The 21,996-nt window shown below is 61.1% G+C and carries 19 protein-coding genes; 15 read left to right on the top strand and 4 right to left on the bottom strand.

Going from position 1 to position 21,996, the window contains the following annotated elements; all coding sequences use genetic code 11:
* On the top strand, nucleotides 1–242 hold a 242-nt coding region (locus EKN07_RS12745), incomplete at its 5' end, for a hypothetical protein (protein WP_206435633.1).
* Between the two features lie 204 nt (nucleotides 243–446).
* Here EKN07_RS12745 and coaA read toward each other — a convergent pair.
* A complete protein-coding gene (coaA, locus tag EKN07_RS00005; RefSeq protein ID WP_108715263.1) occupies nucleotides 447–1,394 on the bottom strand; it encodes a type I pantothenate kinase in 948 nt (315 codons plus the stop codon).
* A gap of 38 nt (nucleotides 1,395–1,432) precedes the next feature.
* Between coaA and EKN07_RS00010 the strand changes: the two genes are divergently transcribed.
* The 12 genes from EKN07_RS00010 (at nucleotide 1,433) to tsaD (ending at nucleotide 14,393) form a co-directional block, all read left to right on the top strand.
* Nucleotides 1,433–1,627 carry a hypothetical protein gene (locus tag EKN07_RS00010; RefSeq protein WP_108715264.1) on the top strand — a complete coding sequence of 65 codons (195 nt, stop codon included), beginning with the start codon at nucleotides 1,433–1,435 and terminating at the stop codon, nucleotides 1,625–1,627.
* Nucleotides 1,628–1,802: 175 nt separating this feature from the next.
* Nucleotides 1,803–3,662 carry a glutamine--fructose-6-phosphate transaminase (isomerizing) gene (gene glmS, locus EKN07_RS00015; RefSeq protein ID WP_108715265.1) on the top strand — a complete coding sequence of 620 codons (1,860 nt, stop codon included), beginning with the start codon at nucleotides 1,803–1,805 and terminating at the stop codon, nucleotides 3,660–3,662.
* Nucleotides 3,663–3,665: 3 nt separating this feature from the next.
* Complete coding sequence (locus EKN07_RS00020) at nucleotides 3,666–5,141, top strand: NAD(P)H-hydrate epimerase (RefSeq protein WP_108715266.1); 1,476 nt, start codon at nucleotides 3,666–3,668, stop codon at nucleotides 5,139–5,141.
* Complete coding sequence (gene alr / locus EKN07_RS00025; protein ID WP_108715267.1) at nucleotides 5,141–6,283, top strand: alanine racemase; 1,143 nt, start codon at nucleotides 5,141–5,143, stop codon at nucleotides 6,281–6,283. The genes EKN07_RS00020 and alr overlap by 1 nt, the downstream gene beginning before the upstream one ends.
* A gap of 39 nt (nucleotides 6,284–6,322) precedes the next feature.
* Nucleotides 6,323–6,859, top strand: a complete 537-nt coding sequence (gene tsaE / locus EKN07_RS00030; RefSeq protein ID WP_108716634.1) for a tRNA (adenosine(37)-N6)-threonylcarbamoyltransferase complex ATPase subunit type 1 TsaE — start codon at nucleotides 6,323–6,325, stop codon at nucleotides 6,857–6,859.
* Nucleotides 6,844–7,569, top strand: a complete 726-nt coding sequence (locus tag EKN07_RS00035; protein ID WP_126145354.1) for a hypothetical protein — start codon at nucleotides 6,844–6,846, stop codon at nucleotides 7,567–7,569. Before tsaE ends, EKN07_RS00035 begins: the two co-directional genes overlap by 16 nt.
* Nucleotides 7,570–8,259: a tRNA (adenosine(37)-N6)-threonylcarbamoyltransferase complex dimerization subunit type 1 TsaB gene (tsaB, locus tag EKN07_RS00040; protein ID WP_125482424.1), complete on the top strand. Its 690-nt coding sequence runs from the start codon at nucleotides 7,570–7,572 to the stop codon at nucleotides 8,257–8,259. It begins immediately after the preceding gene.
* The gene (gene rimI, locus EKN07_RS00045; protein WP_126145355.1) at nucleotides 8,249–8,758 is read left to right on the top strand and encodes a ribosomal protein S18-alanine N-acetyltransferase; all 510 of its coding nucleotides are present in this window, start codon (nucleotides 8,249–8,251) and stop codon (nucleotides 8,756–8,758) included. Before tsaB ends, rimI begins: the two co-directional genes overlap by 11 nt.
* Nucleotides 8,759–9,005: 247 nt before the next feature.
* Entirely contained in the window at nucleotides 9,006–9,710 is a 705-nt protein-coding gene (locus EKN07_RS00050) for a succinate dehydrogenase cytochrome b subunit (RefSeq protein WP_125482425.1), read from the top strand.
* Between the two features lie 9 nt (nucleotides 9,711–9,719).
* Nucleotides 9,720–11,687: a fumarate reductase/succinate dehydrogenase flavoprotein subunit gene (locus EKN07_RS00055; protein ID WP_108715272.1), complete on the top strand. Its 1,968-nt coding sequence runs from the start codon at nucleotides 9,720–9,722 to the stop codon at nucleotides 11,685–11,687.
* The gene (locus EKN07_RS00060; RefSeq protein ID WP_108715273.1) at nucleotides 11,684–12,442 is read left to right on the top strand and encodes a succinate dehydrogenase/fumarate reductase iron-sulfur subunit; all 759 of its coding nucleotides are present in this window, start codon (nucleotides 11,684–11,686) and stop codon (nucleotides 12,440–12,442) included. Before EKN07_RS00055 ends, EKN07_RS00060 begins: the two co-directional genes overlap by 4 nt.
* A 907-nt stretch (nucleotides 12,443–13,349) precedes the next feature.
* The gene (gene tsaD, locus EKN07_RS00065; protein WP_108715274.1) at nucleotides 13,350–14,393 is read left to right on the top strand and encodes a tRNA (adenosine(37)-N6)-threonylcarbamoyltransferase complex transferase subunit TsaD; all 1,044 of its coding nucleotides are present in this window, start codon (nucleotides 13,350–13,352) and stop codon (nucleotides 14,391–14,393) included.
* A gap of 497 nt (nucleotides 14,394–14,890) precedes the next feature.
* Here tsaD and EKN07_RS00070 read toward each other — a convergent pair whose 3' ends face one another.
* Nucleotides 14,891–16,063: a class I SAM-dependent methyltransferase gene (locus EKN07_RS00070; protein ID WP_126145356.1), complete on the bottom strand. Its 1,173-nt coding sequence runs from the start codon at nucleotides 16,061–16,063 to the stop codon at nucleotides 14,891–14,893.
* Nucleotides 16,064–16,670: 607 nt separating this feature from the next.
* Between EKN07_RS00070 and groES the strand changes: the two genes are divergently transcribed.
* The gene (gene groES / locus EKN07_RS00075) at nucleotides 16,671–16,967 is read left to right on the top strand and encodes a co-chaperone GroES (protein ID WP_108715276.1); all 297 of its coding nucleotides are present in this window, start codon (nucleotides 16,671–16,673) and stop codon (nucleotides 16,965–16,967) included.
* 918 nt (nucleotides 16,968–17,885) lie between these two features.
* On the opposite strand, the gene EKN07_RS00080 is transcribed toward groES, so the two are convergent.
* Nucleotides 17,886–19,205, bottom strand: a complete 1,320-nt coding sequence (locus tag EKN07_RS00080) for a serine hydrolase domain-containing protein (RefSeq protein WP_205647310.1) — start codon at nucleotides 19,203–19,205, stop codon at nucleotides 17,886–17,888.
* A gap of 461 nt (nucleotides 19,206–19,666) precedes the next feature.
* Between EKN07_RS00080 and guaB the strand changes: the two genes are divergently transcribed.
* Nucleotides 19,667–21,175: an IMP dehydrogenase gene (guaB, locus tag EKN07_RS00085; protein ID WP_108715278.1), complete on the top strand. Its 1,509-nt coding sequence runs from the start codon at nucleotides 19,667–19,669 to the stop codon at nucleotides 21,173–21,175.
* Between the two features lie 84 nt (nucleotides 21,176–21,259).
* Here guaB and EKN07_RS00090 read toward each other — a convergent pair whose 3' ends face one another.
* Entirely contained in the window at nucleotides 21,260–21,964 is a 705-nt protein-coding gene (locus tag EKN07_RS00090) for an exonuclease domain-containing protein (RefSeq protein WP_108715279.1), read from the bottom strand.
* Nucleotides 21,965–21,996: the final 32 nt, after the last annotated feature.

Genomic DNA, 21,996 nt, shown 5'->3' on the forward strand with positions numbered 1-21,996 from the left:
TCGGTAACACGCCGGGTTCTACGTCGTTAATCGGTAGCTGGTCGGCTGTGCCCAGTGCGAAACTCTCGAGCAAGTCCATGGATGCCGGTGCGGCATTATCGGACGGGCGTCAAGCCAGCATTGCCCGGTTAGAGAAGTTAGCTTCCGGGCTGCGAGGCGCAGCCCAAGACTTCCAGGAAACTGACGAACACGTCAACGCGAGTTTTTTGAGTGCAGTCTATGCGGCACTAGCATCCTTCTAAACGTTTGGAATGAGCATGCTGCTAGAACCGCCGCGGGACTCTTGCCGGTGGTTACGGTCGGCGCGACGGTGGTTTCGGGTGGGTGGATGAGTATCTCGCGACTCGGTAGAGGCCGAATGTGGAAGGCGCGGACGAATAAGCGGGTTGATTACTGATTTGGGTGCGTTGCCGGGCCGAACTTTCCAGCCCGGACGCGTGAGACGACTACAGCTTGCGCAGGTACACGCTTTCAATGAGGTGGTCGGCTCCCTTACGCAGAATGATGTCCGCGCGCGAGCGGGTGGGGGCGATATTCTCCAGCAAATTCGGCAGATTGATGGTTCGCCAGATCTCCTCACCGCGGGCGCGTAGTTCGTCGTCGGGAAGCTCGGCGAATTGGTGGAAGAACGCTCCCGGCTGGTTGAAGGCGACGTCACGCAGCTTGAAAATGCGGTCGATATACCATCGTTCGATATCCTCGGCGTCGGCATCAACGTAGATGGATAGGTCGAAGAAATCGGATACCGCGAGTAATTCGCCGGTACTACGGCTGCGCCGAGGAGGATGCAGAACGTTCACTCCTTCAACAATCAGAATGTCCGGGTGATTAACCTCCCGGTAGGAACCGGGGATGATGTCGTAAATGACGTGATCGTACAAGGGGGCCCGTACATGCGCCTCACCCGCCTTCACCGCTTTGAGGAAATCGATAAGCGCCGCGCGGTCGTAGGATTCCGGGAATCCCTTCTTATCCATTATGCCGCGCCGTTCTAACTCTACATTGGGCAAAAGAAAGCCGTCGGTGGTCACGAGGTCCACCTTGGGAGTAGCTGGCCAACGACGTAGCAGCTCCTGCAGGAGCCGCGCTGTAGTCGATTTCCCGACGGCCACCGACCCGGCGATCCCGATAACGAACGGCGTCCGCTCTTCCTGTAGGCCGAGGAAAGCGGATGTTTTCCCGTGCAGCGCGCCGACTTCCGCCGTGTACATCTGCAGCAGCGCGGAGAGGGGCCGATAGACGGCGTCTGCTTCGTGCAGGTCAATTGGGTCTCCCAAGGCGGAGAGTCGGCGAATATCGGAATGAGTCAGCGGCAAGGGAGTGGACTGTGCCAGTGCGGCCCACTCATCATGCGAAAAACTCAGGACATGCGTGGGCGACGTCGTCGTTTTCATCGCTTGTAGTGTACGACGCAGTACAAGGTGAGGGCGAGGTGAACGACAAATGCCTGTGGCGAGTATCCCTGCGCCTGACATTCCTGACGATCCTGCCAATCCGGTATCTGGGGCTGGAGTATGGCGGTGAGGCGGATGGCTGGGGAAGCGGACCGGCAGATGGAAGCGGTCTGGCGGATGGCTCAATCGGCCCGGCAAGTGAAGCCGATAGGCGTACCCTGCCCTGGGTATAACGCGCGGTATAACGAATACGGTCAATGGGCGCGGAAAGCCCTCCCGCGCGAGCGCGGCGGCGACGATTCTAGCGTCCGCGAGCGCGACGACTTCTTCAGCCCTCCCGCGCGAGCGCGGCGGCGACGCAGGTGAGTTTGGTAGGGATTGTTGCGCCATCGGGGCTAGACTGACCGTATGTGTGGAATCGTCGGATATGTGGGACACCAGGAATCCTCATCGCGTCCTCTTGAGGTTGTTCTGGAAGGTTTGGCTCGGCTCGAATACCGCGGATACGATTCCGCCGGTGTCGCCGTGGCAGGCGCCGATGGGATGCAAATCGCCAAACGCGCCGGTCGCCTCGATAATCTCCGCGAGATTGTGACTGGCTCACCGCTGGCCGCGGCGCGAAGTGCCATTGGGCATACGCGCTGGGCAACGCACGGCGGCCCAACCGATACGAACGCCCACCCGCATGTCAGTTTTGATGCTCGAGTGGCAGTGGTACACAACGGCATTATCGAGAACTACCAGCAGCTCGCCGCCGAACTGACGGAACAGGGGATCCGGCGCACATCCGAGACCGATACGGAGGTCGCAGCGCATCAGCTCGCGCTGGAGCTTGCCAAGGACGGCGACCTTCTCGCGGCCATGCGTCGTCTGGCTGCCCGGCTGGAAGGCTCCTTCACCCTGGTGGCCTTGGATGCCGAGCATCCTGACGCCATCGTCGCTGCCCGGCGCAATTCGCCCCTGGTTGTCGGAATGGGGGAAGGTGAGAATTTTCTTGGCTCCGACGTGGCGGCCTTTGTCGGCCAGACCCGTCACGCCCTGGAATTGGGGCAGGACCAAATCGTTCGTATCACGGCTGATAACGTCGAAGTGATCGACTTCGACGGCACGCCGTCGCACGGTAACCCCTTCGAGGTTGACTGGGATGTCAACGCGGCCGTGAAAGGCGGGTACGACACCTTCATGGATAAGGAGATCCACGAGGAGCCGACCGCCGTCGCAGAGACCCTGCGCGGACGCACCACTCCGGATGGCAATCTCCAGCTGGACGAGATGCGTATTCCCGAGGAGATTCTGCGCTCCATCGACAAGATCATCGTCGTCGCCTGTGGCACCGCTGCCTACGCCGGGCACGTGGCCAAATACGCCATTGAGCACTGGTGTCGTATCCCGGTCGAAGTGGAACTGGCGCACGAGTTCCGCTATCGCGACCCGGTTGTCAACGAGCGCACACTGGTGGTTGCCATCTCGCAATCCGGAGAGACCATGGACACACTCATGGCCATCCGGCATGCCCGTGAGCAGGGGTCGAAGGTTCTGGCAATAGTGAACACACACGGCTCCACCATTGCCCGAGAATCGGATGCGGTGCTTTACACACACGCCGGGCCCGAGGTCGCCGTCGCCTCCACCAAAGCGTTCATCGCTCAGATCACCGCCTGCTACCTACTCGGCCTTTACCTCGCGGAGCTGCGTGGCAATAAGTATGTGGACGAGGTTGCTACCTATTTGGAAGAGCTCGGTAAGATGCCGGGGCGCATTCAGGAGGTGCTCGCTGCGGAAGATGAGGTTCGTGAACTGGCACGTTCGATGGCGGATACCACGTCGGTGCTCTTCCTCGGGAGGCACGTCGGATTCCCGGTGGCTCTGGAAGGTGCACTGAAGCTTAAGGAACTCGCTTACATTCATGCCGAGGGTTTCGCCGCTGGCGAGTTGAAGCACGGTCCCATCGCGCTGATCGAACAGGATCTGCCGGTCTTTGTGATCGTACCGACGCCGCGGCGGCCCTTGCTGCACTCCAAGGTCATTTCGAATCTGCAGGAGGTGCGCGCCCGTGGCGCGAATACCATCGTCATAGCAGAAGAGGGTGACACCGATGTGGAGGCGCATGCGTCGAAGGTCTTCTGGGTGCCGCGCACCACGCCAACCCTGATGATGCCGTTGGTGACCGTCGTGCCACTGCAGATTTTCGCCTGTGAGCTAGCACGGGTGAAGGGATACGATGTGGACAAGCCGCGGAACCTGGCGAAGTCCGTGACCGTGGAGTGAGCCATGAAGCGGGCGTACCGGTGTGATGACATCCGCGAGGCGGAGGCGCCACTGTTGGAGGCGGGCGTACCGCTCATGCAGCAAGCCGCCGCCGCGCTCGCCTCGGAAACGTTGCGGGAGTGGCGTTCGCGTGGAAACCGGATCCCCGGCACTCGGGTGCTGCTGCTGGTAGGAGCCGGAAACAATGGCGGAGACGCACTGTACGCGGGCGCGCGGTTGGCCCGGCGTGGCATGGCCGTAATGGCTCTGCTTGCCAGCTCGCACGTTCACCCAGAGGGCCTCGCGGCCGCGCAACAGGCGGGCGTTCGCGTTGTTGATGGGCTGCCATCGGCGGATGTTGTTATCGACGGTTTAGTAGGCATTGGCGCACGCGGACCACTGCGAGAACCGCTGGCCGGCGTTGTACAGGCGCTGGGGCAGCGGCGGACAGAGCTGACAGTTGCAGTAGATGTGCCATCCGGGGTGGGTGGCGACGACGGCGCCGTTAGCGGCCCAGTGGTCACGGCGGATATCACAGTGACCATGGGTGCTCTGAAACCAGGCCTGCTTCTTGATCCGGGGCGCCGCCACGTGGGGCGAATCATTCGTGTTCCACTTGGCTTTGAAGCACATCTGCCATCCGAACCTGCGGCAATCACGCTTGAAGCACCGGAAATTGCACGGCTGTGGCGGGTGCCGGACGCCGATTCCCACAAGTACAGTCGCGGCGTTGCCGGGCTGATGACCGGTTCCCCCCGCTATCCGGGAGCGGGTCTGCTCTCGGTGGATGCCGCATTGGCATCCGGGTGTGGAATGGTGCGGTACGTGGGTCAGCGGGAGCTCGCGGGCGTCGTCGTACAGCGCTGCCCGGAGGTGGTGACAGCGCCCGGACGAGTACAGACTTGGGTCCTCGGTTCCGGAATTGATATGGACGACGAGGTCGCTGCCTCCGAAGTGGCGCGACGCCTGCATGAGGCCGTGGCGGAGGAACTCCCGGTGGTACTCGATGCCGGAGCGATTTCCCTCGCCTACACCACCGACCTGCCAGAAAACGTGGTTCTTACACCGCACGCCGGTGAACTCGTCGCTCTGCTGGCCGCACGCGGTGAGCACCTCTCGCGGCATGACGTGGAAACCGGTCCGGCGCGCGCTGCCCGGCTCGCTGCGACGCTGACGGGAGCAACCGTGCATCTCAAAGGCGCCATCGACGTTGCCTGCTCGCCCGACGGTCCGCTGTACGTGCAATCCAATGCGCCCGCGTGGCGCGGAACGGCTGGTGCCGGCGATGTGCAGGCCGGCCTGCTCGGTGGCCTCTTGGCACAGTGGGGCCGTGCGGCCGCCCATCCCGCACGCCTTGCCGCGGCCGCCGCAGCTATCCATGCACGTGCTGCCGCTATCGCGTCCGGAACCGACGCAGGCGGAGTGGGGCGGCCGATTCGTGCTGGCGAGATCGTCCGGGCGATCCCGGCGGCAATAGCTGAGACGTTCGCGGAGGCGTGATGATTCCCTACTATCCGGCAGTGGCCGATATTGATCTGGATGCTGCTGCCCGCAACCTGCGCCAAGTGCGTAGCGCAATCGACGGGCAGAAGATTCTGGCCGTCGTCAAGGCGGATGCATACGGCCATGGTCGAGCGCAATGTGCGCGGGCATTTCTGGCGGCGGGAGCAGATTTCCTCGGGGTGGCACAGCTTGGTGAAGCATTGGCGCTGCGTGAGGAGATCGGGCCGGGGCCGCGCATTCTCGCGTGGATATATGCCCCCGGTGCTCCCCTGGTCGACGCCGTGCGCGCCGGGATAGATGTGTCGGTGGGCTCCTTCTGGGCCATCGATGAGTTGGCGGCTGCAGCTAAAATAACAGCCATCGCCGCGCGTATTCATCTCAAGGTCGATACGGCGATGACCCGCGGGGGTTTCAACCTTGAGAATGTTGAAGAGGCGGCCCGGCGTATTCGCGGCGCGGGGGAGTTATTCGATCCGGTTGGTTTGTGGAGTCACCTGGCGCGGGCGGACGAGCCCGATTGCGGAGTGACCGAGCAGCAGATTGAGCGTTTCGAGCAGGCACGTACAGCTGCCGCGCGCGGCGGCGTGGTCTTTGAAATCCATCATCTTGCGGCTTCCGCCGGCGCTTTGTGGCATCCCGCAACCCGTTACGATATGGTCCGGCCCGGTATCGTGCTTTACGGCCTGTCTCCCGAGCCGGAAGTGGCACGCGCACACGACATGGGCCTGCGGGCCGTTATGACTTTATCAGCGCAACTCACGGTGGATCGGCAGGTTCCCGCTGGCACGGGCATTTCCTACGGGCATACGGCACACACCGACCGGGCGATGCGACTGGGCGTGGTACCGCTGGGCTACGGGGATGGCATTGACCGAAAAGCGTCTAACAGCGCGCCGCTCGTCGTTGCGGGCGAACGCACGCGCATCCTCGGGCGGGTGTGCATGGACCAGTTCGTTGTGCCGATACCGGAACATGCGCAGGCCGGATCCACCGTGTACCTGTTCGGCGACGCCGCAGCGGGGTTGCCGACGGCGGACGATTGGGCTGCCGCAACCGGAACCATTGGATATGAGGTTGTCACGCGCCTTGGGGCTCGCGTGCCGCGCCGCTATCATGGCACGGGTGAACGATGCGAGTGAGGAGATGTTTTGGAACTAACCGTTGCGCGAGCCGCCGACATGCGCCAGCTGGGCGAACGAGTGGGGCGTCTGCTGCACGGCGGCGATCTCATCATGCTGAACGGACCGCTTGGCGCGGGTAAAACGACTCTCACCCAGGGGATCGCGCGCGGTATGGGTGTCGGCGCGCGAGTTGTCTCCCCGACCTTCGTGATTGCACAAGTACACCATTCGGCAGGCGGTGGTCCTGATCTGGTTCATGTGGACGCCTATCGGCTGAATTCCCTAGAGGAGCTTGATGCGCTTGATCTGGATGCCTCGCTGGAAGAGTCCGTCACCGTGGTCGAGTGGGGCGAGGGCAAGGTTGAAGTTCTTTCGCCGGATCGGCTGATGATTTCGATAGCCCGGGCGGTCGGCGGCGATCCACTGGAGGTTGATACGCCGCGCACTGTTGGTTTCGAAGCGTCCGGGCCTCGCTCGCACCAACTCCTTGCACAACTGAGCGGGGCGCGACCGGGCGAACGGATGAGCCGCGACGCCGTGCCGATGAGCGCTGGTGGCGAGCAGGCGCAGGAGGCTTCGTGGTTCGGCTGTTGAGCGGCATCGCAGTTGCTGTCGCGCTTGCGGGGAGTCCGACGACGGCGATCGACGGTGACTGGTTCTCCTCAACCGCGCAGAGCATCGTGCGTGAAAATGCGTCCCGGGACCTTCCGGGTGTGGCCAGTAACAGGATTGATGACCTGAAAATTGGGGATCCGGTGACGGTGGAGCAGGAGAGTTATCAGGTGGCGCCAATCCTGCTGGATGGTACGCCGGTGGGTACGATTGCCACGGACTTCGCGGGCACCGAGGTTATTACCAATGATGAGTATTTCGCCGACACGGTTGCGGCCATGCCGCGCGATGGACGGATCGTTGTCTTCACTGAACTAGGGGGCGCGGAGGATCTGGGAGGATGGTTCCTTCGGGTAGATGGCCTGGTATCTCCGTTGGACCCGGTGGCTCGGTCCGTGCTTGCCGGGCCGGTCGGCGAGGACGACTTCGAGACGATACGGGAGTCATTCGGCACGTCGGCAGCCGCCGGCACCGGTGATAGTGAGCCGGGGAAGGAACAGGCCGGATCGCGACGGATCGTCCTCTATCTCGGTGTGGTGGTAGGGGTGCTGGCAGCCGTCACGGTGGTGCTGGCCGTGCGTCGTCGGAGGAGGAATGCGCGCGAAGGCCAAGCGCATGATCGAGCAACACCGCCCGGTAATGGCGGAAGAATCGCCACAATAAGCGAGGAAACGGTTCGCGAGAATGAATGAGTGGACACGAGAATGAATGAGCAGGCAAGCGGTATGAATCAGGGCAGCGGTATGAATATTTTGACGATTGATACATCGGATCGTTCGGTGGTGGGAGTCGTTCGCCGCGACGAGAGCGGGCCGACCGAACTAGCACGTGAGATCTCCGCCGATGCTCGCCATCATGCGGAGACGCTGACTCCGATGGTGCAGCGTCTACTGGAGGCAAGCGATGTAATGCGTCCAGACATGGTGATTGTCGGCACCGGACCGGGTGCCTTCACCGGGTTGCGCGCGGGCCTCATGACGGGGCGTGCACTGAGCCGCGGCTGGAATGTCCCGATCTACGGCGTCTCCTCGCTGGAGTCTCTCGCGGCCGCCGCGGGCGATGGCGAGGTGTTGGCTGTGATTGACGCGCGTAGGCGGGAGGTGTTCACGCTGCGTGCCCGCGTCACCGGCGATGATGTGGAAGTTCTGTCGGGGCCGACAATCGCGGCGCCGTCGGCGTTGGAACCGGCACCGACCATTGCGGTGCAGCGCGAATGGCGGGAGCTGCCGGACGCCGTCGTTGTGCAATGCGAACCGGTGGCCATGGTGCGAGTCGCCTTGGCGTACCTGTACCAGGGCGAGGAAGCGAAGCTGGGGGCGGAACCGCAGTATTTGCGGCGGCCCGATATTCACGGCGGCGTGCCGCAGTCTCATGGCAGATAATATCGGGCGGCAGGAGGACGGTTCGGGAAACGGCGACCTCCTCGGCCCGGGAGATGCTTTGTCGGCCGGGTTGCAGCGAATCGAACCGGGACTGGAGTATCTCAGCCGCGTTGTCGACTTCGACAAAAGGATCTTTGGCCGCGACGCCTGGCCACGGGCGGTGTGGCGTTACGAGTTGGCGCAACGGGGCCGCTATATGGCTTATGTGGAGGCCAATGGGGAGATAGCAGCACTCGGCGCGATTGCCGGCGTGCCGGAGGCGGAAGTGCTAACTGTTGGTGTAGATCCGCGATGGCGCCGCCGCGGTTTGGCGCGACGCCTGTTGCGCGAACTACTAGACATCGCGCTTGATCAGGGGGCGGTCGTCGTCTTTCTTGAGGTACGAGCTCGTGACCGTGGCGCGCAGGCCCTTTATGAACAGCAGGGGTTCAGGGCGGTAGGCAGACGTCCGCAGTACTATCACGACGACGACGCACTAATTATGCGTTGGGATGCGTAAGAAAGTGACAACGGTTCCAGGTTGCTGCCACCTGTGAAGGGCAAGGATTCCGAGCGGTAGACAAACGCTTGCGGCTCGGAAACGACGTAGTCGTGACGAAGATCATGCCGCATGGCGGGCCGATAAGGGACGAAGGGCGGAGAGAGATCCAGAAAACCTACTTCAGCCCGCGGAGAATTACGACACTGATTCTTGACGTATTTCCTACACGTGCGGTAAGGGCGGAAGAATTCGCTACGATCAAGACGTGGCTACGTCATCTTTACCTGTGAAGCGCGGCCGGCAAACAACCGTGGCGTTGAAAGTTGCCATGGCGGTCACCGGCCTCATCTTCGTTCTTTTCGTCCTTTTCCACATGTACGGCAATTTGAAGCTGTTCATGGGCGCGGAGGCGTACAACCATTACGCCGAGTGGCTGCATGAAGACCTGTTGTACCCGATTCTTCCACATAAGGGTGGAGTGTGGATTCTGCGGGTAGTGCTGCTATTGGCGTTGTGCATCCACGTCTTCGCCGCTTATAAGACCTGGCAGCGCGGTCGGCAGGGGCGCGGTGCCAAATACAAGGTCACGAAGGGCAAGAAGCGGCGTCTGACCTACGCGTCACGCACGATGCGTTACGGCGGCCTGATCTTGTTTGCCTTCATCATCTTCCATATCCTGCAGTTCACGGCACTGAAGATAAATATCGGCGCAAACTACTCGATGGTCTCGCCGTACGAGCGAGTCGTTGCCGGTTTCTCCGTGTGGTGGTGTTGGCTGATCTACTTGATCGCGATGTGCGCTTTGTGCCTGCATGTGCGCCATGGCGTGTTTTCGGCTCTGGCCACACTGGGATTGGATACACGTCAGCGCGAATTTGCCTTCAACCTCATTGCCTGGGCGTGCGCGCTGGCACTCCTCATTGGTTTTATGGCTCCCCCAACCGCCATCCTCGTTGGATGGATTTCCTAAGGAATGGACATGACTGAACTGATTCAGGGACTGTACACCGAGGGCGAGCCGATCGCCGATACGAAGGCGCCCGACGGCCCGCTTGCCGATAAGTGGAACACGCGTAAATTCAATGCGCGGCTCGTCAACCCGGCCAACCGCCGCAAGATGTCGGTGATCGTCGTCGGCTCGGGGCTTGCCGGCGCGGCTGCTGCGGCATCTTTGGGTGAAATGGGATACCCGGTCAAGGTGTTCTACTACCAGGATTCCGCTCGGCGCGCGCATTCGATTGCGGCGCAGGGCGGCATCAACGCAGCGAAGAATTACAAGAACGACAACGATTCCACCTACCGGCTTTTCTACGACACGATTAAGGGCGGTGACTATCGCGCTCGTGAGTCAAATGTATACCGGCTGGCGGAAGTCAGTGCTAACATCATCGACCAGTGCGTGGCGCAAGGAGTTCCTTTCGCCCGTGAATACGGCGGATACCTCGACAACCGCTCCTTCGGCGGTGTGCAGGTATCGCGTACCTTCTACGCGCGCGGCCAGACGGGTCAGCAGTTGCTGATCGGCGCCTACCAGGCGTTGATGCGGCAGGTTGCCGCCGGAACGGTCAAGGCCTATGACCGCCACGAGATGATGGAGCTCATCGTCAAGGACGGCCGAGCACGCGGAATCGTCACTCGTGATATGGTCAGCGGCCAAATTGAGACCTTTGTTGCCGACGCCGTCGTACTAGCCACCGGCGGATACGGTAACGTGTTTTTCCTATCCACGAACGCGATGGGCTGCAATGCTTCGGCCATCTGGCGTGCCCACCGCAAGGGTGCTTACTTCGCCAACCCGTGCTACACGCAGATTCATCCGACTTGTATTCCACAGCACGGTGACTACCAGTCCAAACTCACCCTGATGTCGGAGTCGCTGCGTAACGATGGGCGCATCTGGGTGCCGAAGAAGAAAGAGGACTGCAAGAAGGATCCGCGCGATATTCCCGAGGAGGATCGCGACTACTACCTGGAGCGCATCTACCCGGCCTTCGGCAATCTGGTGCCGCGCGATATCGCTTCCCGGCAGGCCAAGAATATGTGCGATGAAGGTCGCGGCGTTGGTCCGGAGATTGACGGAGTGGCGCGGGGTGTGTACCTCGATTTCGCGGACGCCATCCAGCGTATGGGGCGAGAGGCGGTTTCCGCCAAGTACGGCAATCTGTTTGACATGTACAAGCGGATCACCGACGACGACCCGTACGAGGTCCCGATGCGTATCTACCCGGCCGTTCATTACACGATGGGTGGCCTGTGGGTCGATTACGATCTCGAGTCGACGATCCCGGGCCTGTACGTGACCGGCGAGGCGAACTTCTCCGATCACGGCGCCAACCGGCTCGGTGCCTCGGCATTGATGCAGGGCCTGGCGGACGGGTACTTCGTGTTGCCCAATACAATCAACGACTACCTCGCCGATGCGCCGTTCGAAAGCCTTGATGCGGCCGATCCTGCTGTTGCTGAGGCACGGCAGAACGTGGAGGAACGCGTCGGGACCTTCATGAACATGAAGGGAACGCATTCAGTGGATTACTTCCATAAGAAGCTCGGCTCCATCATGTGGGAGCGATGCGGTATGGAGCGGACGGCCGAAGGCCTGCGGAAGGCAGTCGGCGAAATCCGCGAGTTGCACGAGCAATTCTGGAGGGATGCTCGGGTTCCCGGCAGCGCGAAGGATCTGAATAACTCGCTGGAGAAGGCCGGGCGAGTAGCGGACTTCTTCGAGCTGGCTGAGCTGATGTGTATTGATGCTTTGCACCGCGAGGAATCTTGCGGCGGCCACTTCCGTGCTGAGTCGCAGACTCCTGAAGGCGAGGCTCTCCGGCATGACGACCGGTTCGCCTACGTGGCGGCCTGGGAGTGGACCGGCGAGTCGCAGCCCCCGGTTCTCCACAAGGAGGACCTCAACTATCAATTCGTCCACATGACACAGCGGAGTTACAAGTGAGAATCAATTTGGAGTACTGGCGCCAGAACGGCCCGGATGATCCCGGTCATTTCGAGAAGCGCACGCTGGAGAACGTTGATGATCACGCCTCCTTCCTTGAGATGCTTGACGTTCTCAACGAAGAGCTCTTCGCCGCCGGTGAGGAACCGGTAGCGTTCGACTCGGACTGTCGCGAGGGCATTTGTGGAATGTGTGGGCTCGTCATCAATGGCGATCCACACGGTCCGGAGCGCACCACGACCTGCCAGTTACATATGCGCAGCTTCAAGGATGGCGATACCATCACCATCGAGCCGTGGCGCGTGGCGGCCTTTCCGGTAATCAAGGATCTTGCGGTTGATCGCAGCGCCTTGGATCGCATTGTGCAGGCAGGCGGTTACATCTCGGTGAACACCGGTGCAGCACCGGATGCCCATTCGCAGCTTGTGCCCAAGGCCAACGCGGATCGGGCCTTCGAAGCTGCGGCCTGCATCGGGTGCGGCGCTTGCGCGGCAGCGTGCCCGAACGGCTCCGCGATGCTGTTCACCTCGGCGAAGGTTATGCATCTCGGCCTCCTGCCGCAGGGCGAGCCGGAGCGGCGCGACCGCGTGGTGAATATGCTGGTTCAACAGGACGAAGAGGGCTTTGGCGGCTGCACGAACACTGGCGCTTGCGCCAGTGTGTGCCCGAAGGAGATTCCCTTCGAGCTGATCTCGCTACTGAACCGGGAGCTGATACGTTCAATGCATCACAAGGCGCGCCAGCGCAGCGCGTAGGTACACAGCGGCACGGCGCAGCGCGTAGGTGGTGCGCGTAGGCGTAAAGGGCCGGTAGTCGGCTACACGGTACCGAGCTGGTCAATCGCGCTGCAGATAAGCCGGAGTATTAACGTCCCGCTGCAGGCGAGCCGGAGTATCAACGAGAACCGGAGCATTAACGAGAAATAGAGGGTGTTTCAAGAAGTGTCGGGAAATAACCGACACTTCTTGAAACACCCTCCACTTCTTTCGAGCGAGTCTTTCCTGCGCCTTGGTCTAGGTTCTCCTGGACCGGAGCCTGTTGCTAGGGACTGCTGCAGAGGCCTGTTGCTCAGGCCTGTTGCTTGGCGAGGCTGAGCTAGGGCGCGCGGTGGGCGCCGATGCGGTGTGCTGGCTCCCGTGGGGCCTGTGGTCTTTTGACGCCGAATTGGCAGGTGTGAGGCATGATGCCTTTGTTCCGCCGTGTTGTGGGTGTGGTGGAATGGTGGCCTTGGGATGATGGTGAGAAGTGGAGGGATTTTCGAGAAGTGTCGTGGAAATCCCTACACTTCTTGCAACGTCCTCCACTTCTTGGAATATGTCCTTCCTGGTCCTTGGCCAGGGTCCTGTTGGACGGGGTCCGCGTGGAGCCCGTGGCTTTTCGCCCGGGTTAACCGGGATCATACGAGCCTGGGCAAGGCGATGACGATGCCGTGTAGCGGCCTTACGGAGGCGTCGCTGTAGGCTCAGGGGGCTTTTCAACAGTGCGAAAGGTGCTGCCGGGCAGGGCGTGTGGCTTCCACAGGGGATTTCAGTCCAGGCCAGCCCTGGCGAAAGGCTCTTCCGGGCAGACTGTGCGACCCTCTTCTCGGATACGGGTATGTGTCAGCCCTGGCGAAAGGCTCTTCCGGGCAGACTGTACGGCCGCCCTATAGACTAGGAGACCGTGAGTAGTTCTACCGTGCTGGGCATTGAAACGTCGTGTGATGAAACGGGTGTCGCCGTCGTACGAGACGGCGAGCTGCTGGCGGATGTGACCGCTACGTCCATGGACGAATATGCGCGCTACGGCGGTATCATCCCGGAGATTGCCTCGCGGGCACATTTGGAGACGGTGATCCCGACGCTCGATGCTGCATTGGATGAGGCAGGTTTAGCGCTCGATGATATTGATGCGATTGCGGTGACCGCCGGGCCGGGGCTGATCGGGTCTTTGACTGTGGGAGTGTCCGCTGCCAAGGCGTTGGCGCTTTCGCTGGGGAAACCGCTATACGGCGTCAACCACATTATTGGACATCTGTGCGTGGACGAATTGGTCGAGGGGCCGTTCCCGGAGCGATTCATTGGCTTGGTGGTTTCTGGGGGCCATACCTCGTTGTTGCGGGTCGCGAATATTGCTACCGACGTGGTGGAACTGGGAGGAACACTCGACGACGCCGCCGGTGAGGCTTTTGACAAGGTGGGGCGATTGCTCGGTCTGCCCTATCCGGGAGGTCCGCATATCGACCGCTTGGCGCGTGAGGGGGACCGGACAGCCATTCGCTTCCCACGCGGCCTTTCCCGGGGCAAGGACAAGGCCCGTCACCCCTACGATTTTTCGTTCTCCGGGCTGAAGACGGCCGTCGCCCGCTATGTGGAAGACCTTGAGGCGCGCGGCGAGGAACTGCCTAAGGCCGATATCGCAGCCGGATTTTCCGAGGCGGTAGCCGATGTACTGGTAGAGAAGGCAATGGCAGCTTGCCAAGTCAATGATTGCGACACCCTGGTGATTGGCGGCGGTTTCTCGGCCAACTCTCGTCTGCGGGAGCTGGCGGCGGAGCGCGCCGAGAAGTATGGCATCGCGGTGCGTGTGCCGCCGATTCGTTATTGCACCGATAATGGTGCAATGATCGCAGCCCTGGGTTGGGAGCTGGTACGCAATGGGGTGGAACCATCATCTTTGGACATCACGGTTGAGACGGCCATGGATCTCAATAAGATACGAATGTAGCCGGAGCCGGGATCTTAGGCGTGAAAGATGAAGCTCTTAGGCGTGTAAGACGGAGCCTTGGCCTGCGGCGACCTCCACTGGCCGAGCCACGGTGTACACGGTGCAACATGCGACCGGGAAGACTTCCAATTCCTGTGAAATCGTCCTGCTCACCATGCGCGGACGCGCCTTCCGTGTGCCCCACAGATGCCCCACCGACCACATCTTCAACGAATATGCTGCGCAGGGCGCACCTGCAGCGTGCCGCACCAGGTGCATCGCTCACGGGAAGGCCGCACGGGTCGCTCAAGGAACAGGCCACACGGGTACGCCTGCAATGAGTACGCCCGCAGGATGCCGCGCAGGCACGGGTACGCCCCTAGCATGCTGTACCGGAACGTCTTATATGAACGTGCCTAACGAGGTCCACCCTCAACGTGCCGCACCGCGAATGTGTTCAACTGGCCAACCGAACACGGCTTCCTCCGATAGGTGGAGCCACCCACTAGCTGCAGTTACTAGCTGCCTTCGCCGAGAACACGCTCGGCCAGGATTGCGCGGTGGCGTCCCAGAACCGGGGTGAGGATGAGTACGCCGGGGCGTCCGGTGTGCTTGCCGATTCTCTTCCGTAACAGCTCGACGTCGGTGTCGGTGCCGCGTTTCTTAATCTCCAGCGCTCCGATTCCGTGGGCGTCCAGCGCCCGCTTGATGTCCTTGGCATCATTGCGGAGAACTTCCCGGATCGCAAAAGAATCACATCCGGGCAGTGGCTTCTCGCCGGTCAGGTAGGCGATTCCGTCGGATACTGGGGCGACGTCGTATGTGCTGCACAATCGCGCGATTGCGCCGGCGCGGATAAGCGCGGCGTTCGGCTCAAGAAGTAGCGGACCGAGGGCGGAAGGTTCGGAAGGGATAACCGGTTCGTCGGCAGATGTGGCACCGGAGTTGAAAGTGACTCCGTCGACGACGGCGTAGCGTCCGGGCGTTCCTGTGCCTTGCCACACGACTGCCTCCAGTAATTCACCGCCTTCACTGGTCCAGACCACGTGTGCCTGCGCGGGGAGGATACTGTGTGGAATGCCGGGAGCGACCTTGATGCCGGAGTAGCGGTAGGAGGCAGCAATGTCAAGCGCCTGCCCGTAAGTGGGTGACCAGCTCTGTGGATCCTTTATGCGCCTGCCGGTCGATGTGCGGCGTGCCGGGTCTAACCACACCGCGTCGGTGTCTGGAACCATTGCGGTCACACCGTCTTCGCACAGCACCGTGGCGGCGGGAAGATTTGCCCGGGCAATAAGTGCGGTGGCGGGATCGGATTCGATTGCCGTGACTTGCAGGTCGGCATCACAAAAGGCGAGGGAATCCGCTCCTATCCCGCAGCCGATGTCAACGACATGCCGTGCCCCAGCACGTGCGAATTGCGCGGCGTGTGTTTGGGCGACGCTCCACCGGCTTGACTGCTCATAGCCGGCCTGCGTGAAGAATAGGGTTTCGGCAAGATTACCGAACTTGGCTCGTGCACGTTGGCGCAGGCGTGCCTGCGTCAAAACAACGGCGACGAGTTCGGGCGCGTGGCCCTCGCGGCGCAGACGACCGGCGAGGGCGAGTGCGTCGTCGCCGCGGTAAGGGGGCAGTGACTCTAACAGGGCTCGGCCTTCCGGGCTGAGCAGCGCGGTGACCTCGGAAACATCCACGGGCAGCATTGTCGCATGAGCGCAGGGGAGATGTGCGGGGAGGGAGGGGCACAACGTGCCAATTGGCGCTGGCGGATCGCAGGCGTTGACCGCTGCGGATGCGGGGTGGATCGCAAACGTGCCAATTGGCGCTGGCGGATCGCAGGCGTTGACCGCTGCGGATGCGGGGTGGATCGCAAACGTGCCAATTGGCGCTGGCGGATCGCAGAGAGCAATGAGATAGGCGTGTGCGTGGTGTGCTCGCTCCGCGCTGACGATCACTGTGCCAGATCTCATGGGATGAAGAAAGGCGAGGGATGCGCTCATCAGGCGGGGTGTGCGGGGAGAAGCGTGCGCCTGGGTACGCGCGGCTATGTGCGCGGATTCGCGCACGTGATGTGTCCGGATTGCGTCGCGCTAAGTTTGGGCGGGCAGCGGTCCTACGGGGTGTTGATTGCGACAAGTCTGGCACTCGCCTTGACCGAGTGCTAACTTCGGCATAACCTTCTTACGGACGTAGTTCTAACTACGGCTTGTGCCCGGTTCGGGCCCGGCCCCCGCGACGGCGGGTCCCGCGGCCAGGTGCTTCATAACCAAAGCACGAGTTGAAGAAGAAAGGGGATCCGCAGTGTCGGTCTCCATCAAACCGCTTGAGGATCGCATCGTGATCCAGCAGCTGGAAGCAGAAACCACCACGGCCTCCGGCCTTGTCCTTCCGGACACGGCCAAGGAGAAGCCGCAGGAGGGGAAGGTCCTTGCCGTTGGGCCGGGACGCATTGACGACAAGGGCAACCGTGTTCCGGTTGACGTCAAGGAGGGTGACGTGGTCATTTACTCCAAGTACGGCGGTACCGAGATCAAGTACGGTGCGGATGAGTACATCATCCTGTCCTCGCGCGACGTGCTGGCGGTCGTCGAGAAGTAAGACTGCTGATAAAGGTCGGGACGGTCCTAGGGTCGTCCCGACCTTTGCATTTGGCCGTCCCGACCTTTGCATTTGGCCGTCCCGACCTTGTATCAAGCCGTGTGCGCGGTGTCTTCTGTGCTAAGTCGTGTTTAAGGCCAGACGGATTGGGAGATGAGTGTGGTCCGACGGTTCTTCGGCGCATGGTAGCGTCCAAGCATGGCGAGACGGACCGCAGATGAGTGTGGTCAGACGGTAGCGGATGTCCAAATCCCGTCCAAACGAGAGTCTGCCGGTTGAGTCGAGTTGCGGAATCCGCATGATTCCGCCATTTCTTAAATTGATCCAATCAACTTATCCGTCGTTTGGACGGGATTTGGACATCATTCCTCGATTCTCGACCACAGAGACTCCCACGCGGTGGGCTGGAGCCGTCGGCATTGGCAGGGAACGTGTCAACGCCGCCTCGCGTGCCAGCCGTGAGAACCGCCAAGGGAGACTGCGCGTCCGCCTGGGCGGGGAATGTGTCAACACTGCCTCGCGACTCACCCTACTAACCGGTGACTGCCATGCGGGCCGGTAGGTTAGTGCCCGTGCGGGCCGGTAGCGTAGAGCGCGCACGGCCGCTGCGGCGTCGGGGCCCTGGGAGTGCCGCGCGGGCCGTCAGCTTAGTACCCGCGCAGGCCGGTACCAAGAATGTACTTATCACCCGGCCTTGCAACCGGTAGGTTAGTACCCGCATAGGCGTCCGCGCGCTTTGCTTGCCGGTGCGCCGCTGTCCTTGTGGCTGCCTTGGCACGCACTGTCGCCCAGGAGTACTCGCGGTTGTTGACGGGTCAGTCTCCGCCACGGCAGGGGAGACAAGCGAGTGACTGTGGAGCGCTCGCGGTTGTCGATGGATCCGTCTCCGGCCCGTCGGCACAGGTGGTCTCTCAAGGTCTAGTCAACAACGGCAGCTGTGGCTACCGCGATGAGGCGAAGGTTGTGCGGCAGTGCGCCGTCGGCGTCGGAAGCGGTCATCGTGAGGATAACGGTGTCCTTTGCCGGGTTGTTGACGAACTTGGTGGAGAAATAGCCCTGCCACGAGTACGCGCCGGGTCCGCCTAAGAAGGCCGGCGATCCATCGGGTGCACCGATGCCCTCTTGAATCTCCAACTGGTATCCCCACTTATTCTTGAAGCCCTGCCACCAGTACTTCTCGCCGATCTGGTTGGTGGTCATCATGTCGACTGCAGTGGGCGAGAGGATTCGCACGCCATTGAATTCGCCGCGGTTGAGAAGCATCTGAGCCAGCTTGTAGTAGTCATGGGTTGTGCCATGCAGGCCGGCTGCGCCAGAGAAGTATGTTCGGTAGGGCGAATGCGCGCCCTCGGGGCCAAGCTTGTACGGGCCGACTTGTACATTCTCATACTGCCGTTCGTCTCTGCCAGGCCAGTAGCATTCTGCCAAGCGATGCTTCTGGTCTTCGGGGATGAAGAACCAGGTTTCATCCATGCCGAGCGGGGCGAAAATGTTCTGGCGCAGATACGAATCAAAGTCCTGACCGGAAATGACTTCTACTAGCCGGGCCAGGGTATCCACAGACGAGTTGGAATAATCAAACATCTCGCCAGGCTCAGCGATTAGCGGAGCTTGTGCGACGCGCTTGATGTTCTCCTCAAGAGTTGTATCGGGAGCATTCATGTCGTCCCGTACTCCAAGCTGACCGTAGATCTTCGGTACCACGTGATAGACGGGAAGATCGAAGCGTTCATCCCACCAGGAGTTAGTTAGTCCCGCGGTCATGGACAGCAGGTGGTGGAAGGTGATCGGTTTTGTTGCTGGAACCAACCGGTAACTGAGATCTTTTTCGACGACGGCGACGTGCGGGTGCCCGAACTCGGGCAGGTAGTTTGCAATGGGTTCCTGGAGGTCGAGTAGTCCCTTTTCCCACAGTTGCATCACTGCAACGGCGGTTGGGATTTTCGACATGGAGGCGAGGCGGAAGATCGAGTCGGTTGCCATGGGCACGCCTTCGTCAGCCTTTCCAAACGCCTTGAAGTAGCAGATTCTGCCGTGGCGGGCCATGAGGACCACCATGCCTTGGTATGCATTCTCGTCGATATGTTTGGCGACGAGCGTATCAATGCGAGCGAGGCGATCAGCGCTAACGCCTACACTCGCCGGATCAACAATGTGTGAATCGTCCATGATTCTCCAATCGGTTAGTAGGGCGGCAAGTGCCCGTGTGATCAATTCTCCCTGAAAATCTCGCGCCATGCGGGCAGTTTGGTGGGTGAATCTTCGCTGGGCGGCCAAAGGGTAGCGAAGCTGCGGTGACGCTAAGCGGCGGTGAGGTCTGGGCTGGGGTGTACTCTTCATGCGGTGTGTGGTGATCCTGGCCGGTGGGGTTGAACATGGCGCAGGGCACCGTCGATCCCCATGCGGTATTGTGGCGATCCTCGCCGCCCGCGGCGAGGGCGGCCATTCGGTCTGCTATATGGTGAGGGTGACATTCAGCAGTTCTGGCCGTTCGCGAGGTCGGTACTTTGCTTCTCTGGCGGAACCCGTATGCAGTAGATGGCAATGCCCGCCTTGAACCGGGAACCGTTCGCCAGGCCGTCTCTGGCGGAACCCGCATGCAGTACGCGGCAATTCGCGCCTTATAGGAGAGATGCTGTGGATGCATCGGATCTGAGACTGGCTAGTGGGTAGGAGAGGGTGCTGCGTAGTATGGCGGCATGAGCACTCGTGACCCGTTTGAGTTCCTTGGTCTCACATACGATGATGTTCTGCTGGTTCCCCAAGCAACAGATGTCATCCCCTCCGAAGTCGACACCACCAGTCGGCTCACCCGCAGAATCACTTTGAAGACGCCCTTGATATCCGCCGCCATGGATACAGTTACCGAGTCGCGTATGGCGATTGCCATGGCCCGGCAAGGCGGAATCGGCATTATTCACCGCAATCTCTCCATCGAGGACCAAGCCGCGCAGGTCAGCGTCGTCAAACGATCTGAGTCTGGCATGGTCCAGGACCCGGTGACCGTCGGACCCGACGCGACGATTTCACAACTCGACGAACTGTGCGGAAAGTATCGGGTGTCAGGGCTGCCCGTTGTGGACGACGACCGCAGGTTGCTTGGAATCATAACCAACCGAGATCTTCGTTTTATCCCGGAAGAGGACTTCGCCACCCGGACGGTGCGCGAGACGATGACGCCCATGCCACTGGTGACCGCGCCGCAGGGTGTGGAACGTGACGAGGCGGCGAGGCTTTTGGCCCAGCACAAGATCGAGAAGCTGCCGTTAGTCGACGAACATGGCCGCTTGTCCGGGTTGATCACGGTGAAGGACTTCGTCAAGACCCAGCAGTACCCGAATGCTTCGAAAGACTCGGACGGCCGGTTGATCGTGGGAGCGGGCGTTGGTTATTTGGCGGACTCGTGGGAGCGTGCGTGCGCACTTGCTGAGGCGGATGTGGACATTCTTGTCATTGATTCGGCCAATGGTGAGGCAAAGCTGGCGCTCGACATGATTCGCCGCTTGCGTTCCGACTCCGGGTTTGACGGCGTGCAGATTATCGGCGGCAATATCGCCACCCAGTCGGGTGCTCAGGCGTTGATCGACGCGGGGGTCGACGCGGTCAAGGTCGGCATTGGTCCGGGATCAATCTGTACCACCAGGGTTGTTGCCGGGGTCGGTATGCCGCAGGTGACCGCAATTGTTGAGGCGGCAAAAGCGTGCGGACCGGCGGGCGTTCCTTTGATTGCCGACGGCGGACTGCAGTACTCGGGAGACATTGGGAAGGCCTTGGTAGCAGGAGCGGACACGGTCATGCTGGGATCTCTGCTGGCGGGGTGTGAAGAAACGCCTGGCGAACTGGTGTTCGTCAACGGCAAGCAGTTCAAGCATTACCGGGGTATGGGGTCTTTGGGAGCGATGTCCTCGCGTGGCAAGCGTTCCTATTCGAAGGATCGCTACTTCCAAAGCGATGTCACCTCTGATGACAAGATCATTCCGGAGGGTATTGAGGGCCAGGTACCTTATCGGGGATCGCTGAGTTCGGTGCTCTATGAACTAGTCGGCGGTTTGCACCAGACGATGTTCTATTCGGGTGCGCGGACGGTTCCCGAGTTGAAGGAGCGAGGGCGTTTCGTTCGTATGACGTCAGCTGGACTTCGTGAGTCGCATCCGCACGACGTGCAAATGACCGTCGAGGCTCCGAACTATGCGGGCCGCGCGAACTGACACTTGAGGCAACTCACGCTCGAGGGAACCGAGAATCGCGCAGACCGACACTGATGCGCCTTCCGGTGAAGGCAGCGAAACCGTTCACACTGCATGGGCGACGGGCCATTCCACGCTTTCCGTTGCTGGTGGCCTCTCTTCCTGCTGTGCTCGTTTGTTCAAGAAGGTGATGAACTCGGCGTATGCCTGTTCCTCTTGTTCTTGAATATCAATGAGTGGCTGTTCGGCGAGCTCCGGGTAGGCGCGCAGCATGGCGCCCAGCAGGCGCAGAGTGGCCATCACGTCAGCTTCGGCGTTGTGGAAGTCGTCGTCGTTCCACACATGGTAGTGGCGGCATAGATCTTCCAAGCGACGCTTGCCCTTGCGGTAACGATCAACGCTCCGATCCAGCAGGTACGGATCGACGACGGGGTAGATAATCCCGCCCAGGCGTTCGGCTAGCGTGGGGATGCTGTGGCGGCTCAGCTCGGCTTCGAGAAGCGTGAGGTCGTAGACCGCATTGAAGGCGACAATCGGCCATTCCTGTTCCATGTGTGCGGCGAGGGTGTCTGCAATTTCGGCAAGGACTTCCTCCGCAGGGCGCCCCTCGGTGCGGGCCTGCTCGGTGGTGATGCCGTGGACCTGGGTTGCGGACTCCGGAATCTCGACGCCGGGATCCGCCAGCCAGTAGCGTCTTGTAACGCCTTCGGTGGTGATGGTGACGAGCGAACATGTCACCAGCCGCGACTCTTCCGGCCGCACTCCGGTTGTCTCCGTGTCAAAGCCGATAATCGGGCTCTCGCTCCACATAACAATCCTTTCTTCGTTGCTCTAAGCCTAGC

The organism is Actinobaculum sp. 352, assembly GCF_003957265.1.
In the GTDB taxonomy this organism is placed as follows: Bacteria; Actinomycetota; Actinomycetes; order Actinomycetales; family Actinomycetaceae; genus Asp313.